20 protein-coding genes are annotated in these 16615 nt (G+C 62.4%); 7 read left to right on the forward strand and 13 right to left on the reverse strand.

All coding sequences use genetic code 11. From position 1 onward, the window contains the following. Positions 1 to 66 precede the first annotated feature (66 nt). The gene (locus E3Z29_RS27990; RefSeq protein ID WP_134787428.1) at positions 67 to 1950 is read left to right on the forward strand and encodes a TonB-dependent receptor domain-containing protein; all 1884 of its coding nucleotides are present in this window, start codon (positions 67 to 69) and stop codon (positions 1948 to 1950) included. A gap of 111 nt (positions 1951 to 2061) precedes the next feature. Here the strand turns inward: E3Z29_RS27990 and E3Z29_RS27995 are convergent, their stop codons facing one another. From E3Z29_RS27995 to nrdR, 12 genes are all read right to left on the reverse strand, one after another. After that, a complete protein-coding gene (locus tag E3Z29_RS27995; protein ID WP_134787429.1) occupies positions 2062 to 2862 on the reverse strand; it encodes a cobalamin-binding protein in 801 nt (266 codons plus the stop codon). Beyond that, complete coding sequence (locus tag E3Z29_RS28000) at positions 2862 to 3281, reverse strand: hypothetical protein (protein WP_027612930.1); 420 nt, start codon at positions 3279 to 3281, stop codon at positions 2862 to 2864. The genes E3Z29_RS27995 and E3Z29_RS28000 overlap by 1 nt, the downstream gene beginning before the upstream one ends. Beyond that, a complete protein-coding gene (ribA, locus tag E3Z29_RS28005) occupies positions 3278 to 3895 on the reverse strand; it encodes a GTP cyclohydrolase II (protein WP_027612931.1) in 618 nt (205 codons plus the stop codon). The genes E3Z29_RS28000 and ribA overlap by 4 nt, the downstream gene beginning before the upstream one ends. A 238-nt stretch (positions 3896 to 4133) precedes the next feature. Beyond that, positions 4134 to 4871, reverse strand: a complete 738-nt coding sequence (locus E3Z29_RS28010) for an ABC transporter substrate-binding protein (protein WP_134787430.1) — start codon at positions 4869 to 4871, stop codon at positions 4134 to 4136. A gap of 34 nt (positions 4872 to 4905) precedes the next feature. Continuing rightward, entirely contained in the window at positions 4906 to 5409 is a 504-nt protein-coding gene (locus E3Z29_RS28015; protein ID WP_007910933.1) for a phosphatidylglycerophosphatase A, read from the reverse strand. Next, positions 5406 to 6371 (reverse strand): thiamine-phosphate kinase, encoded by a 966-nt coding sequence (thiL, locus tag E3Z29_RS28020; RefSeq protein ID WP_134787431.1) that lies wholly within the window; start codon positions 6369 to 6371, stop codon positions 5406 to 5408. Before thiL ends, E3Z29_RS28015 begins: the two co-directional genes overlap by 4 nt. 17 nt (positions 6372 to 6388) lie before the next feature. After that, positions 6389 to 6889, reverse strand: coding sequence for a transcription antitermination factor NusB (gene nusB / locus E3Z29_RS28025; RefSeq protein ID WP_003228643.1), 501 nt, complete (start codon positions 6887 to 6889; stop codon positions 6389 to 6391). Then, the gene (gene ribE, locus E3Z29_RS28030; protein ID WP_003228649.1) at positions 6886 to 7362 is read right to left on the reverse strand and encodes a 6,7-dimethyl-8-ribityllumazine synthase; all 477 of its coding nucleotides are present in this window, start codon (positions 7360 to 7362) and stop codon (positions 6886 to 6888) included. Before ribE ends, nusB begins: the two co-directional genes overlap by 4 nt. A 236-nt stretch (positions 7363 to 7598) precedes the next feature. Further along, the gene (gene ribBA / locus E3Z29_RS28035; protein ID WP_003228650.1) at positions 7599 to 8690 is read right to left on the reverse strand and encodes a bifunctional 3,4-dihydroxy-2-butanone-4-phosphate synthase/GTP cyclohydrolase II; all 1092 of its coding nucleotides are present in this window, start codon (positions 8688 to 8690) and stop codon (positions 7599 to 7601) included. Positions 8691 to 8706: 16 nt separating this feature from the next. Beyond that, positions 8707 to 9369, reverse strand: coding sequence for a riboflavin synthase (locus E3Z29_RS28040; RefSeq protein ID WP_027612934.1), 663 nt, complete (start codon positions 9367 to 9369; stop codon positions 8707 to 8709). Positions 9370 to 9416: 47 nt separating this feature from the next. Then, complete coding sequence (ribD, locus tag E3Z29_RS28045) at positions 9417 to 10550, reverse strand: bifunctional diaminohydroxyphosphoribosylaminopyrimidine deaminase/5-amino-6-(5-phosphoribosylamino)uracil reductase RibD (protein WP_134787432.1); 1134 nt, start codon at positions 10548 to 10550, stop codon at positions 9417 to 9419. Continuing rightward, complete coding sequence (gene nrdR, locus E3Z29_RS28050) at positions 10547 to 11011, reverse strand: transcriptional regulator NrdR (RefSeq protein ID WP_003228656.1); 465 nt, start codon at positions 11009 to 11011, stop codon at positions 10547 to 10549. Before nrdR ends, ribD begins: the two co-directional genes overlap by 4 nt. A gap of 127 nt (positions 11012 to 11138) precedes the next feature. Between nrdR and E3Z29_RS28055 the strand changes: the two genes are divergently transcribed. The 3 genes from E3Z29_RS28055 to trxA all read left to right on the forward strand — a co-directional run bounded on the left by E3Z29_RS28055 (position 11139) and on the right by trxA (position 13301). Beyond that, positions 11139 to 11603 (forward strand): YbaY family lipoprotein, encoded by a 465-nt coding sequence (locus E3Z29_RS28055; protein WP_134787433.1) that lies wholly within the window; start codon positions 11139 to 11141, stop codon positions 11601 to 11603. Continuing rightward, positions 11600 to 12256 (forward strand): methyltransferase, encoded by a 657-nt coding sequence (locus E3Z29_RS28060; protein WP_134787434.1) that lies wholly within the window; start codon positions 11600 to 11602, stop codon positions 12254 to 12256. Before E3Z29_RS28055 ends, E3Z29_RS28060 begins: the two co-directional genes overlap by 4 nt. 172 nt (positions 12257 to 12428) lie before the next feature. After that, positions 12429 to 13301 carry a thioredoxin gene (trxA, locus tag E3Z29_RS28065; RefSeq protein ID WP_134787435.1) on the forward strand — a complete coding sequence of 291 codons (873 nt, stop codon included), beginning with the start codon at positions 12429 to 12431 and terminating at the stop codon, positions 13299 to 13301. 96 nt (positions 13302 to 13397) lie between these two features. Here the strand turns inward: trxA and E3Z29_RS28070 are convergent, their stop codons facing one another. Beyond that, positions 13398 to 13751: a hypothetical protein gene (locus tag E3Z29_RS28070; RefSeq protein WP_134787436.1), complete on the reverse strand. Its 354-nt coding sequence runs from the start codon at positions 13749 to 13751 to the stop codon at positions 13398 to 13400. A gap of 135 nt (positions 13752 to 13886) precedes the next feature. Between E3Z29_RS28070 and E3Z29_RS28075 the strand changes: the two genes are divergently transcribed. The 3 genes from E3Z29_RS28075 (at position 13887) to E3Z29_RS28085 (ending at position 16605) form a co-directional block, all read left to right on the forward strand. Next, the gene (locus E3Z29_RS28075; protein WP_134787437.1) at positions 13887 to 14489 is read left to right on the forward strand and encodes a DUF2796 domain-containing protein; all 603 of its coding nucleotides are present in this window, start codon (positions 13887 to 13889) and stop codon (positions 14487 to 14489) included. A gap of 138 nt (positions 14490 to 14627) precedes the next feature. Next, positions 14628 to 15338, forward strand: a complete 711-nt coding sequence (locus tag E3Z29_RS28080) for an ABC transporter ATP-binding protein (RefSeq protein ID WP_134787438.1) — start codon at positions 14628 to 14630, stop codon at positions 15336 to 15338. 1 nt (position 15339) lies between these two features. Continuing rightward, a complete protein-coding gene (locus E3Z29_RS28085; RefSeq protein WP_007966122.1) occupies positions 15340 to 16605 on the forward strand; it encodes an ABC transporter permease in 1266 nt (421 codons plus the stop codon). The last annotated feature ends 10 nt before the right edge of the window (positions 16606 to 16615 follow it).

Genomic DNA, 16615 nt, shown 5'->3' on the forward strand with positions numbered 1-16615 from the left:
GCCTTCGCGAGCAAGCCCGCTCCCACATTTGATTTGTGTACATCAGAAATATCCACTGGAACACCGATGAACCTCTCGCGCCTCGCCCTGCCCTTCTTCCTGCTGCCAGCCACCAGCACCCTCGCCGACAGCTTCGAACGCGATCAGGCCCTGAAACTGCCGGACACGCTGATCAGCGCCAACCGCCAGGTCGAAGCGCGCAACGACAGCAGCGCCGCCAACACCGTGTTCACCCGCGAAGACATCGACCGCCTGCAACCGGGCAGCGTCACCGACCTGCTGCAAAGGGTGCCGGGCGTGCAGGTGGCGCAGGCCGGTGGGCGCGGCAGTCTGCCGGGGATCTACATTCGCGGCACGCAATCGGCGCAGAGTCTGGTGCTGGTCGATGGCCAGCGCATCGGCAGTTCGACCTCCGGCGACAGCAATCTGCAGCACCTGAATATCGACCAGATCGAGCGCGTGGAAGTGTTGCGCGGTTCGCGCTCGGTGATTTACGGCAGCGATGCGATTGGCGGGGTGATTCAGATTTTCACCCGCCGCGGCAACGAGCAAGGCTTGCAGCCGCGCTTGCACGTCGGCTTCGGCAGCAACCAGACCTGGGAACGCAGCCTCGGCCTGTCCGGTGGCGATGACAAGACCCGCTTCAACCTGGGTGCCAGCCTCGATGACACCGCCGGCCTCGACCGTACTCATGAGTCATACCCCAGCGACAGCGATCACGATGCCTATCGCAATCAATCCGTCAGCCTGAGTCTCAGTCATGCGCTGACCGATGACATCGAGGTCGGCGCCAACCTGCTGGATAACCGCGGCAAAAGCGAGTTCGACAACCCGTTCGGCCGCTTCGATACGACCACTTTCGAGTCGGTGCAACAGCAGCCCTACAGCGACTTCAACGTCAGCAGTGTCAGCAGCTACGTCGATGCCCGGGTCAACGAAATCTGGAAAACCCGCGTCGAATTCGGTCACACCGAAAACCGCGAAAAGACCCTCGACAAACTCAGCGACGACCGCACGGTGTTCAACACCTATCGCGATTCGGTGAACTGGCAGAACGACCTGACTCTGGATGCGCGCAACAGCCTGATCCTCGGCGGCGACTGGTACGAAGACCGGGTCAACAGCAGCACCGCGTTCGACGAGGACAGCCGCTGGAACCGCGCCGCGTTCATCCAGCATCGTTATCAGGCCGACAGCTTCTCCACCGAACTGGGCCTGCGTCACGACGACAACCAGCAGTTCGGCAGCCAGAACACCTGGAGCGGCACTTTTACCCTGCCGCTGAACCCGGACAACGATCTGTTGCTGAGCTACAGCGAAGGCTTCCGCGCGCCGACCTTCAACGACCTGTACTACCCGGATTTCAGCAACCCGGATCTAAAGCCGGAAACCTCGAAAAGCTATGAGCTGCAATGGCGCAGTCAGTTGAGCGATAGCAGTCGGCTGGAGGCATCGATTTACCGCACTGATCTGCAAGACGCGATCATCTTCGGCAGCAACTCACGCCCGGAGAACGTGGCCTCGGCGCGGATCAATGGCTTTGAAGCGGCGCTGAAACAGGAACTGTTCGGCTGGCAGAGCAATCTCGGTGTGGCGATTATCGACCCGCGTGATCGCGATACCGGGCACACGTTGGCGCGTCGTGCGCGGCGCACGATGAGTTGGGATCTGGATCGACAGTTTGACCGGTTGGGCGTCGGCGCGAGCTGGCAATTGGTCAGCGGCAGTTACGACGATCTGAACAACACCCAGCCGTTGGGTGGCTACGGCACGCTTGGACTGCGCAGCAACTGGGCGCTGAATCGCGAGATCAAACTGGATCTGAAGGTCGAGAATCTGCTGGACAAGAGTTACAGCCGTGCGCTGTACAGCTATGACGGCAACCAGTATGGCTATCGCGAGGAAGGTCGGGCGTGGGTGTTTGGGGTGACCTGGACACCGGGGCTTTGATCCGGAATTGACGCTGTTTTGACTGGCCTCTTCGCGAGCAAGCCCGCTCCCACAGGGGTAACGCATTCCAACTGTGGGAGCGGGCTTGCTCGCGAAGAATTCACCTCGGTCTCAGCGCTCAGGCGCAATCAAATGGCAGAGTTTGGCGGTGGCTTCGATCATCTGGCCGCTTGGGCGCTCCAGGCCTTTGTCGCTGATCAGCAGCAACTGACCATGTGCCACCGCACTCACCTGCGGCCAGGCCTTCCACGCATCGAGCTGGCCCTGATCACCTGCCAGAATCACCTGCGGATCACGCTGCAACACGGCTTCGATGCTGACCTGCGGCGCCGGCAAACTCAGATCGGCAAACACATTGCGTGCGCCACAGACTTCGAGCGCATCGCTGATGATCTGCCCGCCACCGACGGTGTACAGCGGCTTGTCCCAGACTTGATAGAACACGGTCAGCGGCGTGTCCCGGCGATAGCGTTGGCGCAGGTCATCGAGCTTCTGGCGCAGGTCCGCCGCCAGTTTCGTCCCACGCTCAGGTCGCCCCAGTTGCGCGGCAATCGTCTCGATCTGCGCAGACAGCTGTTCGAGATTGTGCGGCTCGGCGACGTAGGTCGGAATGTTCAGGCGTTTGAGCTGATCGCGTTGTGCCGGGCCGACACTGCCGGGCCACAGCAGCAGCAAATCCGGCTTGAGACTGAGCAGGCGCTCCATGTCGAGTTGGCCATAACGCCCCACCGAGGGAACATCGGCAATGGCAGCCGGACGCTCGCCGGCATCGAGCACGCCAACCAGCAGATCAGCCGAGCCCAGCTCGACAACGATTTCAGACAGAGAAGGCGCGAGACTGACCACTCGCAGACTCGCCAGCACCGGGCCGGCGCAGGCCAGCAGCAGAACCGCCAGCCACAGACGACGCATCAGCCGAGTTGACGCGGGATGCGATAGAGGTAGAACAGCACCGCCGTGGACAACGCCAGCAGCATCAGCGGTACGGCTTCGAGGCCGACGAACACCGCCAGCGCACCGATCCATGCCGGCAATGCGGCCGCGAGGAATGCACTGCGACGCTGGGCCGCCAAGGCAATCCAGGCCGCCGGTTCGTCGGGGGTATCAAGGGCTTTTTGCGTGGCGATCAGCGCGTGCTTGTAGCGGCCGAAAAACTTCAGACTGACAAACATCGAGGCCACGCCGGCAATGAACAACGGCATGGCCAGCACCGGCAGAATGCCTTCGCCCTGGCCGAACAGGCCATTGAGGACAAACAGCGGCAGCAGCGCCAGCGCCAGGTATTTCCACCAGTCGACCGCCAGACGGCGTCGCACCTGACCGCGGGTCACGCGCGGTCGACCTCGCCCTGATGCTCGTTACCCATCATGTGGTCGAGCTTGCTGGCCTTGGTCGCCAGGTACAGTTTGTTGTGCGGGTTGTGGCCGGTGTGCAGCGGCACGCGCTCGGCGACGACGATGCCCATGTCGGTCAGGGCTTTGACCTTGCGCGGGTTGTTGGTCATCAGGCGCAGGGACTTCACGCCCAGATGCTCGAGCATCGGCAGGCACATGGCGTAGTCACGCTGATCGGCGGCAAAGCCCAGACGCTCGTTGGCTTCAACAGTGTCAGCGCCGCCGTCCTGCAACTCGTAGGCGCGGATCTTGTTCAGCAGACCGATGCCGCGACCTTCCTGACGCAGGTACAGCAGCACGCCACGGCCTTCACGGGCGATGGCCTTGAGCGCCGCTTCGAGTTGCGAGCCGCAGTCGCAGCGCTGGCTGAACAGCGCATCACCGGTCAGGCACTCGGAGTGCAACCGGCCGAGAACCGGGGCACCGTCGGCGAAATCACCCAGGCTCAGCACAACGTGCTCGCGGCCGGTAGCCTCATCGAGAAAACCGTGCATGGTGAATTGCGCAAAAGGCGTTGGCAGCTTGGAAGCGGCGACAAAAACGACAGGCACCGGTGTGCTCCTGATCTAAAAGTCTGAAAATTCGCAGGCCGGCATTGTAACAGCAGGTTCCTGCAGACGCTTAGGCTGAATTATCGGGCATAACGATCAAAAAGTTTGATAACACCCGACTTGCCTGGCCCCCCTGTGGGAGCGGGCTTGCTCGCGAAGGCGTCGTGTCAGTCGGCAATAGGCTGGCGGAACCACCGTATTCGCGAGCAAGCCCGCTCCCACAGGGGGGACGGCCCTGTCAGTTCGGCTCGAACGGATACGGCTGCTTCCACTGTTCGAAAATTGGCTTCAGCTCGCCGCTCTTGACCAACTGCTCCATGCGCCGGTCGAACACTGCCATCAACATGCGCGCTTGCGGTGTGTTGGCGAAGCACAGGTACAGCGGCAGTTCGGCGATATGCGTCTTGCGAAACTGCGTCGGTTCCCTGGCCCGGCCAAGCACGTAATCGATTTCGGTCAAAGCATCGATGTAATAGTCGGCGCGGTTGTGGGTGAGCATCGAGAGGATCCCGGTACGTCGCACGACCTCGTTGAAGTTGCGCACGCCGGGTAGATAATTCTGATAGTCGTAACCACGAACCCAGGCCAGCCGATATTGACCGAGGGTTTCCGGGGTCGGTGCTGGATTACTCGCCAGGCCCAGGGCGTAGATGTGGTCGGTGTCGAAATTCCAGCGCGGATAGAGCAGGTCGCTGAATTCTTCATGATAAGAACCGACACAAGCATCGACCTCGCCACGCTGGGCCAGCCCAACTGAACGAGTGTACGGTTCGCTGCGAATGTCGAGTTTCACTCCCGCCGGTTCGAACACCTTGCGCAGCACGTCCCAGCCCAGGCCGTGGCCGTCCGCGGCGGTGTAATCTTCCCAGTCCTCGCTGGCCAGGTGGATGACCGACGGCGCGTGCGCGGTTTCCTGCGCACTGGCGACAGTGCCCAGCAAAGTCAGAAACACCAGCGCCAGCCAGCGTCGAGCCATCCCTAGTCTCCTCACTGAACCCGGACAATCCGGATCAGGCGAAAATCCACACCAGTCCCTGCATCGCCAGCCAGGCGAACACGCCGGCCAGCACGTCGTCGAGCATGATGCCGACGCCGCCATGGACATGCCGGTCGATCCAGCGAATCGGCCACGGCTTGAGAATGTCGAAGAAACGGAACACCAGAAAACCCGCGAGCAACCAGTACCAGCCCTCCGGCACCAGCCACAGGGTGATCCACATTCCGACCATTTCGTCCCAGACGATGCCTTCATGGTCGTGGACCCGCAGATCGTCGGCGACCTTGCCGCACAGCCAGAAGCCGAACAGCATGGTGATTCCGAGCATCAGCCAGTAACCCCAGTCGGGCAACATCTGCCACAACGGGATAAAGGGTAGCGCAACTAACGAACCCCACGTGCCCGGCGCTTTCGGCAAGGTGCCGGAGCCGAAGCCGAACGCGAGGAAATGCCAGGGATTGCGCCAGACCGACGGCGGAACGAATTCGGCCGGAACCTGTTTCGGGTGATCTGTCACGGTGTCTCCTGAAAATGTTGATAACCCCGGATTTGCGGGGTGATGTCGTGTCCTTCGCGATCCAGCAGGACCACACCCTGGCCCTGCGCCACACGCCCGATCACATGGATCGGCCAGCCATCGGCCAGCAGCGCCGGCAACTCGACGGACGGTAGCGTGAAGGCCAGCACATAGTCATCGCCGCCGCTCAACGCCGCCCGTTCGGCACCGCGCTGACCGAGAAACGCCACTAAAGCATCGGACAACGGTACGCGCTCACGTTCAACTTCGAGGCGAACCTGCGAGGCCAGGGCGATATGCCCACAGTCGGCGAGCAGGCCGTCGGAGATGTCGAGAGCGGCAGTGGCCTTGCCACGCAGCGCCTGACCAAGAGCCAGTTGCGGCTGGGGCGACCAGTAATGATCGAGCAACGGCTGGGCGATATCCGTTACGGCTTCACGCTGGCCAAGCACCAGCGGCAAGGCACCGGCGGCATTGCCCAGCTCGCCGCCGACGCAGAGCAGATCACCCGGTTGTGCGCCGCTGCGGGTCAAGGCCTGCCCGGCCGGCACCCGACCGAACACCGTGACCGTCAGGCTCAACGGCCCGCGCGTGGTGTCGCCGCCGACCAGCGCGATGCTGCAGCTCTGCGCCATGCGGTTCAAACCGTGGGCATAGGCTTGCAGCCAATCGGCGGTCACCGTCGGCACAGTCAGGGCAAGGGTAAAGGCAACGGGCGTGGCGCCCATGGCGGCCAGATCGCTGACCGCGACGGCCAGCGAGCGCTGACCGAGCAGAAACGGATCGCAGGGATCGGCGAAATGCACGCCGGCCACCAGCGTATCGGTGGAAATCGCCAGCTGTTCCCCGGGGGGAACCGCCAGCAAGGCGCAGTCGTCGCCGATCCCCAGAGCAACGCCCTCGCCGCCCTGCGCACAAGGCGCGGCGGCGAAGAAATTGCGGATCAGCTCAAACTCGCCCATGAGGTCTCAAGCGCGTATCAGCGCTTGAACGCCTTCACTTCAGCTTCACGCAGGCGCGGAGCCAGCTTGTCGAGTACGCCGTTGACGAACTTGTGGCCGTCGGTCGAACCGAAGACTTTCGCCAGCTCGATACCTTCGTTGATCACCACGCGGTACGGCACGTCGACGCGCTTGAGCAGTTCCCAGGTGGACAGGCGCAGAACCGCCAGTTCAACCGGGTCCAGCTCTTCGATTTCGATGTCCAGGCACGGCTTGAGCGCGGTGTCGATTTCGGTGCGGCTCGCCGGAACCCCGTGGAGGATTTCGCGGAAATACGCGCCATCGACATCGGTGAAATCGTTATCAACGCGGAACTGCGCTTCGATCTCGTTCAGCGAAGCCTTGGCCATGTGCCACTGATACAGGGCCTGAGTCGCGAGCTGACGGGCTTCGCGACGCTTGACGCTTTTCGATGGCTTGCCGGCATCCGCAGGTTTCGGATCGCGCGGGTTGAAACGATCGCTATCGTCGCTAATCACTTGGCCTCCAACTGCGCCAGCAGGCTGACCATTTCCAGAGCGGACAGGGCAGCTTCAGCACCTTTGTTGCCGGCCTTGGTGCCGGAACGTTCGATGGCTTGCTCGATGGAATCAACGGTCAGGACGCCGAACGCGACCGGTACGCCGAACTCCATGGACACCTGGGCCAGACCCTTGGTGCACTCGCCTGCCACGTATTCGAAGTGTGGAGTGCCGCCACGAATGACCGCGCCGAGGGCGATGATGGCTGCGAACTCGCCTTTCTGGGCGACTTTTTGCGCAACCAGCGGGATTTCGAAGGCGCCAGGCGCGCGGATGATGGTGATGTCGCTTTCGCTCACGCCGTGGCGAACCAGGGCATCAACTGCACCGCTGACCAGGCTTTCAACCACGAAGCTGTTGAAACGGCCCACTACCAGAGCGTAGCGGCCTTTAGGGGCGATGAAGGTACCTTCGATGGTCTTCAGGGTCATTCGTCAGATCTCTTAAAGAGCCGGGACGCGTTTCGTACGCATCCCTCAGTGATATTAGCCACAAATTCATGACCGGAAACACCGCATTGCTGTTCGACTACACCCCTGTGGCGAGGGGATTCATCCCCGATGGACTGCGCAGCAGTCCCAACCAAATAGGGCCGCTACGCAGCCCGTCGGGGATGAATCCCCTCACCACAAGGATCTACATCAACAATGCCGAATTCACCGGGTCATTATTCGGAGGGCACGTATTCTACAACTTCCAGATCGAAACCGGATATCGCATTAAATTTCATTGGCGCAGACATCAGGCGCATTTTGCGTACGCCGAGGTCACGCAGGATCTGCGAACCGGCACCGACGATGCTGTAAGTGGTCGGTTTTTTCACCGCCGCCTGCTCACCGGTTTCGCGGATATGCGCCAGCAGCACATCGCCGTCCAGCGGGTGACCGAGCAACAGCACCACACCGCTGCCGGCCTCGGCCACCGCAGCCATCGCGGCGCGCAGGCTCCAGCGGCCCGGTTGCTTGACCATCAGCAGGTCGCGCAGCGGATCCATGTTGTGCACGCGAACCAGGGTCGGTTCCTCGGCGCAAACGGTGCCCAGCGTGAGGGCCATGTGCACGTCGCCTTCCACCGAATCACGATAGGTCACCAGGTTGAATTGGCCCAGTTCGCTGTCCAGCGGCTGCTCGGCAATCCGCTGAACGGTACGTTCGTGGATCATCCGGTAGTGAATCAGGTCGGCGATGGTGCCGATCTTGATGTTGTGTTCGGCGGCAAACGCTTCCAGCTCGGCGCGACGGGACATGGTGCCGTCGTCGTTCATCACTTCGCAGATCACGCCGCTTGGTTCAAAACCGGCCATACGCGCCAGGTCGCAGGCCGCTTCAGTATGACCAGCGCGCGCCAGGGTGCCGCCGGCCTGGGCCATCAGCGGGAAGATGTGGCCCGGGCTGACAATGTCTTCAGCCTTGGCGTCTTTGGCCGCAGCCGCTTGCACGGTGCGCGCACGGTCGGCGGCGGAGATACCGGTGGTGACGCCTTCGGCGGCTTCGATCGATACGGTGAACTTGGTGCCGAAACCGGAACCGTTGCGTGGCGCCATCAGTGGCAGCTTCAACAGCTCGCAACGCTCGCGGCTCATCGGCATGCAGATCAGGCCGCGGGCGTGCTTGGCCATGAAGTTGATGTGCTCGGCCTTGCAGCATTCGGCGGCCATGATCAGGTCGCCTTCGTTCTCGCGGTCTTCGTCATCCATGAGGATGACCATCTTGCCTTGGCGGATGTCTTCAACCAGTTCTTCGATGCTATTGAGCGCCACAAGGCACCCCCTTCAGTCAGGATTTGAGATAGCCGTTGGCGGCCAGAAAGCTTTCAGTAATACCGCCAGCGCTTGGCTCAGCAGCCTTGTCGCCGAGGAGCAAACGCTCCAGATAACGCGCCAGCAAATCGACTTCCAGGTTCACCCGGCGGCCCGGCTTGTAGGAAGCCATGATGGTTTCGCTCAGGGTGTGCGGAATGATCGTCAGCAGGAATTCGGCGCCATCCACCGCGTTCACGGTCAGGCTGGTGCCGTCGACGGTGATCGAGCCTTTATGGGCGATGTACTTGGCCAGTTCCTTCGGCGCGCGAATGCGAAATTCCACGGCGCGGGCATTGTCGCTGCGCGATACCACTTCGCCGACACCGTCGACGTGACCGCTGACCAGATGCCCGCCTAGACGGGTGGTCGGAGTCAGGGCTTTTTCCAGGTTGACCGGGCTGCCGCTTTTCAGGTCATTCATGGCGGTGCAGTCGAGGGTTTCGCGACTGACGTCGGCGGCAAAGCCGTCGCCCGGCAGTTCGACGGCGGTCAGGCACACGCCGTTGACCGCGATGCTGTCGCCGAGTTTGACGTCGCTCAGGTCGAGCTTGCCGGTTTCGACATGCACCCGCACATCACCGCCCTTGGGGGTCAGTGCACGGATACTGCCGATGGATTCGATGATGCCGGTAAACATGGGGTTCTCCTTGAGAACGAAGCCAGCGCTAAGGCGATGGCCGGGAATTATACGCTCGCCGAAACGACTGGCGTCGCAGTGACTCGCCAGTCATCGCCAACCGCGCGGATTTCAGTGATTTTCAGCTCGGGAGCGTCCTTCATATAAGCCAGCGGCCAGTCCAGCAACGGCCGCGCCGTGGAGCCGAGAAACTTGCCGGCAATGAAGATCACGAACTCATCGACCAGACCGAGCTGCGCGAACGCGCCAGCCAGACGCGGGCCGGCCTCGACCAGCACTTCGTTGACGCCACGGTTGGCCAGTTCGATCAGCAGTTGATGCAGATCAACCTGACCGTCGTCACCCGGCACGATCAGGCATTCCGGTCCATTGGCGTATTGCTCTTCGACCGCCATGCAGGTGGCGACCAGCGCCGGGCCGGCCTTGAAGAACGGCGCATCCAACGGCACCCGCAGGCGCCCATCGATCAGCACCCGCAGCGGCGGACGGCTCATGGCCAGTGCGGTTTGTTCGGCATCCAGACCCAGTTCGTCGGCGCGCACGGTCAGGCGCGCGCCGTCGGCCAGTACGGTGTCAGCGCCGGTCAACACCACGGCCGCCTGCGCGCGCAAACGCTGCACGGCGGAACGCGCGGCCGGGCCGGTGATCCACTGGCTCTCGCCACTTTCCATCGCCGTGCGCCCGTCGAGACTCATCGCCAACTTGACCCGCACGAACGGCAAGCCATGTTCCATGCGCTTCAGGAAACCTTGATTGAGCTGGCGCGCCTCGACTTCCAGCACGCCGCTTTCGGTGGCGATCCCGGCATCGCTCAGACGCTGCAAGCCACGCCCGGCGACCTGTGGGTTCGGATCGCGCATCGCGGCGACCACCCGAGCAACCCCGGCAGTCACCAACGCATCGGCGCACGGCGGTGTGCGGCCATGGTGGCTGCACGGCTCAAGGGTCACGTAAGCCGTGGCGCCCCGGGCCAGTTCACCGGCAGCGCGCAGGGCGTGGACCTCGGCGTGGGGTTCGCCGGCGCGCTCGTGAAAGCCTTCGCCGACAATCTGCCCGTCACGCACGATCACGCAGCCAACCCGTGGATTGGGATGGGTGGTGTAGTGGCCCTTGCGCGCCAGTTGCAGCGCGCGCGCCATGAAGTGGGCGTCGAGGATCGCCTGCTCGGCGGCGCGGGTCATTCTTTCACCGGTTCGCGGGCGAGGCGGTCGATCTCTTCACGGAACTCGTTAAGGTCCTGGAAGCGCCGGTATACCGAAGCGAAACGGATGTAGGCCACTTCATCGAGCTTTTGCAGCTCGGCCATCACCAGTTCGCCGACCACGAGGGATTTGACCTCGCGCTCGCCGGTGGCGCGCAGCTTGTGCTTGATGTGAACCAGAGAGGATTCGAGGCGCTCGACGCTCACCGGACGTTTCTCCAGCGCGCGTTGCATGCCGGCGCGGAGTTTTTCTTCGTCGAACGGTTGGCGGCTGCCGTCGGTTTTGATCAGGCGCGGCAACACCAGTTCGGCCGTCTCGAATGTCGTGAAACGTTCGCCGCAGGCCAGGCATTCACGCCGGCGGCGCACCTGTTCGCCCTCGGCGACCAGACGCGAGTCGATGACCTTGGTGTCGTTGGCACCGCAGAAGGGACAGTGCATGGTGGCTGGCAACAAAAAAAGGGAGGGCCATGGTAGCGCATCCCGGTGGCAAGACAAGCCATAGGGTTTGCGGTATACAGACTGCCATGATCGTTTGATCCACGGATTTCATTTTCTGGAGCTGCCAATGTCGCTACGACCGCTCGTTTTGCTCAGTCTTTTCGCCCTGCTGGTGGCCTGTGGCAGCGACAAGCCCAAGCCGCAACCGCCAACACCGGGCCCTGCACCACAACAGGCGCAGAAAAAAGCCCGCGAGGCCGCTGATCTTGGTCCGCTGCCGGCCTATCAACGGGAACTGAGCGGCACCCTGCAAGGCGTGCCGGCCGGGGCCGAAGTCGAACTGGCGCTGCTGGTGATCGACGAGAAGTCGCGCCCGCAACAACTGCTCGCCAGTTCCAGCCTGATCGGCAACAACCAGATCCTGCCGTTTCGTCTGCGCTTCAATCCGGACGCCTTCCCGGCCGGCGCACGGGTTGAGCTGCGCGGTCGTGCCACGCAGTCGGGCCAGTTGATCCTGCACCTGCCGTCGCAAACCATTACCCAGCCGACCACCCAGGCGCTGGGCCAGCTGCAATTTGTCAAAGCACCATGACCGTACCGCTCGACCTGCAACAGGCGTTGGGTGAATTGCTCGGTGATGCGCGGCTCAAGGCCTGTGCTTTACCGGGCACCGATTTGCAGCTTTGGCTGATCGACGGCGAGAACATGGATCGTGAATTCAGCCCGGATGAAACCCGACGCATTCTCCACGAGCCGCCCTATTGGAGTTTCTGCTGGGCCAGCGGTCTGGCGGTGGCGCGTTATCTCGCGGAGTTCCCCGAGTGGGTGCGCGGCAAGCGGGTGCTGGATTTCGGCGCCGGTTCCGGGATCGCCGCGATTGCTGCGGTGAAGGCCGGGGCGTTGGAGGTGGTGGCCTGTGATCTGGATCCGCTGGCGATTGCTGCGTGTCGGGCCAACGCTGAACTCAATGATGTGCAGATGAGTTATTCGACGGACTTCTTTGCCGAGGCTGATCGCTTTGATCTGATTCTGGTGGCGGATGTGCTCTACGACCGCGAGAACCTGCCGCTGCTCGATGCGTTTCTCAGCCGTGGCCGCGAGGCGCTGGTGGCGGATTCGCGGGTTCGGGATTTTCGCCATCCGTTGTATGAGCGAATCGAAATGCTTGAGGCGATGACCTTGCCGGATCTGGCGGAGCCGGAAGAATTTCGGCATGTGAGCCTGTACCACGCGCGGCGGAGCTAAAAAGCTTCGCGAGCAAGCCCGCTCCCACAGGGGTAACGCATTCCAAATGTGGGAGCGGGCTTGCTCGCGAAAGCGTCCTGCCGGGCGACACAACTCTAAAACCTGCCCCCGCTTCCGGCCACACCCCGCCAAGCCGTATAGTTGCCCCATCCACGCTTTTACGAGATCCCCCATGAGTCAGCAAACGCCGTACATCTTCGACGCCACGACTGCCGATTTCGACCAGTCGGTGATCGAAGCCTCCTTCAACAAACCGGTGCTGGTGGATTTCTGGGCCGAGTGGTGTGCGCCGTGCAAGGCGTTGATGCCGATGCTGCAAGGCATTGCCGAGAGCTATCAGGGTGAACTGCTGCTGGCCAAGGTCAACTGCGACATCGAGCAGGACATCGTCGCCCGCTTCGGTATCCGCAGCCTGCCGACTGTGGTGCTGTTCAAGGACGGTCAACCGGTGGACGGTTTTGCCGGTGCGCAACCGGAATCCGCAGTGCGCGCGTTGCTTGAGCCGCATGTGCAAATGCCGCCGCCGGCCGCCGCCGATCCGTTCGAACAGGCGCAGGCGCTGTTCGATGAAGGGCGTTTCGCTGACGCGGAAGCGGCGCTGGTGGTCATGCTCACCGAAGACAACAGCAACGCCAAGGCGCTGATCCTCTACGCCCGCTGCCTGACCGAACGCGGCGAACTGGGCGAGGCACAAACCGTGCTCGACGCGGTCAAGAGCGATGAGCACAAGGCTGCACTGGCCGGGGCCAAGGCGCAGATCAAGTTCCTGGGACTTGCCCGTGATCTGCCGGATGCTGCCGACCTCAAGGCGCGTCTGGCCAAAGATCCACAAGACGACGAAGCGGTGTATCACCTGGCGATCCAGCAACTGGCGCGTCAGCAATACGAGGCGGCGCTGGAGGCGTTGCTCAAGCTGTTCATCCGTAACCGTAGCTACGGCGAAGGGTTGCCGCACAAGACGTTGCTGCAGGTGTTTGAGTTGCTGGGCAACGATCATCCTCTGGTGACCGCTTACCGACGTAAGGTTTTCGCAGCGCTTTATTAAGATCAAAAGATCGCAGCCTGCGGCAGCTCCTACAGGTTCATCCGCAAAACATGGGTGAACCTGTAGGAGCTGCCGCAGGCTGCGATCTTTTGCGGCTCACTCGCTCCAGCTGTAGAGCGGCGTATCACCGCCGCTCGCTACTTTCACCTGTGAACTGTGGCGCAAGCGCACCAGCAGGCGTTTGCCTGCGGCCGCGCTGCCGGTCAATCCCTCAAGCTGCTCCAGAAGATCTGGCCCGCTGAGTTGCCCGGCCTTGCGCAACAGATCTTTCGCCACCTGCCATAACGCATCGTCCTGATTCAGCGGTTTGGCTGCAGGGGCAACCGCCATCTCCGGCTGAGTCGGCGACTGCACATTCAGAGCCGAACCGAGCTTCACCCAATCGCTGTCATCCAGCTCCACCGTCAAATCCACCGGCGTCGCGCCGACGGTTCCGCGTATCCGCAACATCTGCTTCGCTCCTGCACATTTCTGACCTGCATGCTCCCACGGGACTTGTGCAACGCCAAGCGCACGGGCAAACTCTGCGGACTTTCGTTATAAGATTACATAACAAACTCTTCACTTTACTTTCCGGAGACCGCCATGCGTCGTCTGCTGCTCGCTTTGCCGTTTGCCCTGTTGCCGCTGGCCATCGCCCATGCCGCCGATGAACACGATCATGACCATGAGCACGGCAGCCTCGGCGCCCACGAACATGGCGTCGGCCGCTTGAACGCCGCACTCGACGGCCAGACCCTGGAGCTGGAACTGGAAAGCCCGGCGATGAACCTGGTGGGCTTCGAACACGCTGCCGCCAGCGACGCCGACAAGGCCAAAGTCGTGGCCGCACGTACCAAATTGGAAAACCCGCTGGCGCTGTTCAGCCTGCCAGCAGCCGCTGGTTGCAAAGTCACCAGCCAGGAACTGGAAAGCCCGCTGTTCGGCGACAAACCGGCTGCCGACGAGCATGACGATGATGACCACGACGAAGATGCCAAGGGTGGTGAAGCGCATCACCATGAACACAGCGAAATCCACGCGCACTATCAATTCAGTTGCGCTGCACCGGGGGCCTTGAAGACTCTGGATCTGGCGAACCTCTTCAATACCTTCCCGGCCACCCAGAAAATTCAGGTACAACTGATCGGCCCGAACGGCCAGCAAGGTACGGAAGTGACGGCCAAGGCTGCTGCCCTGAAATTCTGATCACACCGACAATCCCCTGTGGGAGCGGGCTTGCTTGCGAATGCGGTGGGTCAGTCAACATGGATTTGGCTGATCCACCGCATTCGCGAGCAAGCCCGCTCCCACAGGGTTAAGTGTTCACTCCTTGAAACTGGTGCCATGACCCAAGCACTCATCGAACTGTCCGACCTGGGCTTCAACTGGCCAGGTCACCCGCCGCTGCTGGACATCCCGGCGTTTCGCCTAGCGCCGGGCGAAACCCTGTTCCTCAAAGGCCCGAGCGGCAGTGGCAAGACCACCCTGCTCGGCCTGCTGGGCGGGGTACAGAAGCCCGGGCGCGGCAGCATTCGCCTGCTCGGCCAGGAACTGACCGAGCTGGGTGCCGGCGCCCGCGACCGCTTTCGTGTCGATCACACCGGCTACATCTTCCAGCAGTTCAACCTGCTGCCGTTTCTCTCGGTGCGTGAGAACGTCGAGTTGCCGTGCCACTTCTCCAGATTGCGTGCCGAGCGGGCGAAACAGCGTCACGGCAGCGTCGATCAGGCCGCCGCCACCCTGCTCGCCCACTTGGGCCTGAAAGATGAAAGCATCCTCGGTCGTCGCGCCGATTCGCTGTCGATCGGTCAACAGCAACGGGTCGCCGCCGCTCGTGCCTTGATCGGCCAACCGGAACTGGTGATCGCCGACGAACCGACCTCGGCGCTGGATTACGACGCCCGGGAAAACTTTATCCGTCTGCTGTTCGCCGAATGCCGCGAAGCTGGCTCGAGCCTGTTGTTCGTCAGCCACGACCAGAGCCTGGCGCCGCTGTTCGACCGTCACCTGTCCCTGGCCGAGCTCAATCGCGCCGCCACGTCTGCCGAGGTCTGAGATGTATCTGTTTCGTCTGGCCATGGCCAGCCTGGCCAACCGCCGCTTTACCGCCCTGCTCACCGCGTTCGCCATTGCCCTGTCGGTGTGCCTGTTGCTCGCCGTCGAGCGCGTGCGCACCGAGGCCAAGGCCAGTTTCGCCAGCACCATCAGCGGCACCGACCTGATCGTCGGCGCCCGCTCAGGTTCGGTGAACCTGCTGTTGTACTCGGTGTTCCGCATCGGCAACGCGACCAACAACATCCGTTGGGACAGCTTCGAACATTTCGCCAGCAACCCGAAAGTGAAGTGGGCGATCCCGATGTCCCTCGGCGACTCCCATCGCGGCTACCGGGTGATGGGCACCACCGAAGCCTATTTCGAGCATTACCAGTACGGGCGCCAGCAGCATCTGCAACTGGCTGATGGCCGGGCATTTGCCACCGACCCGTTCGAAGTGGTGCTCGGTGCCGAAGTGGCCGAGGCGCTGCATTACAAGCTCGGCGACCAACTGGTACTGGCTCACGGCGTGGCTGCGATCAGTCTGGTCAAGCACGACGACAAACCGTTCACCGTGGTCGGCATTCTCAAGCGCACCGGCACGCCGGTGGACCGCACGCTGCACATCAGCCTCGGCGGCATGGAGGCGATTCACATCGACTGGCACAACGGCGTGCCGGCCCGGGGCAACGGCCGGATCACCGCAGATCAGGCACGCAACATGGACCTGACGCCACAGGCGATCACCGCGTTCATGCTCGGCCTCAACAGCAAGATTTCCACCTTTGCCCTGCAACGCGAGATCAACGAATTCCGTGGTGAGCCGATGCTGGCGATCCTGCCGGGCGTGGCCTTGCAGGAGTTGTGGAGCCTGATGAGTACTGCGGAAAAAGCCTTGTTCGTGGTCTCGCTGTTCGTGGTGCTGACCGGGTTGATCGGCATGCTCACGGCGATTCTCACCAGCCTCAACGAGCGTCGCCGCGAGATGGCGATTCTGCGTTCGGTCGGTGCGCGGCCGTGGCACATCGCGAGCCTGCTGGTGCTGGAGGCCTTCGCCCTGGCGCTGACCGGAGTGATCGCGGGGCTGGCATTGCTGTACATCGGCATCGCCGCCGCGCAGGGCTATGTGCAGGCCAATTACGGTTTGTATCTGCCACTGGCGTGGCCGAGCGAGTATGAATGGACGCTGCTCGGTGGCATTCTGGCGGCCGCGCTGCTGATGGGCAGCGTGCCGGCCTGGCGCGCGTATCGCCAATCCCTGGCCGATGGCCTGTCGATCCGTTTATGAGGATGTTCAC

The sequence above is a fragment of the Pseudomonas sp. S150 genome, from assembly GCF_004526365.1.
GTDB lineage: Bacteria > Pseudomonadota > Gammaproteobacteria > Pseudomonadales > Pseudomonadaceae > Aquipseudomonas > Aquipseudomonas putida_A.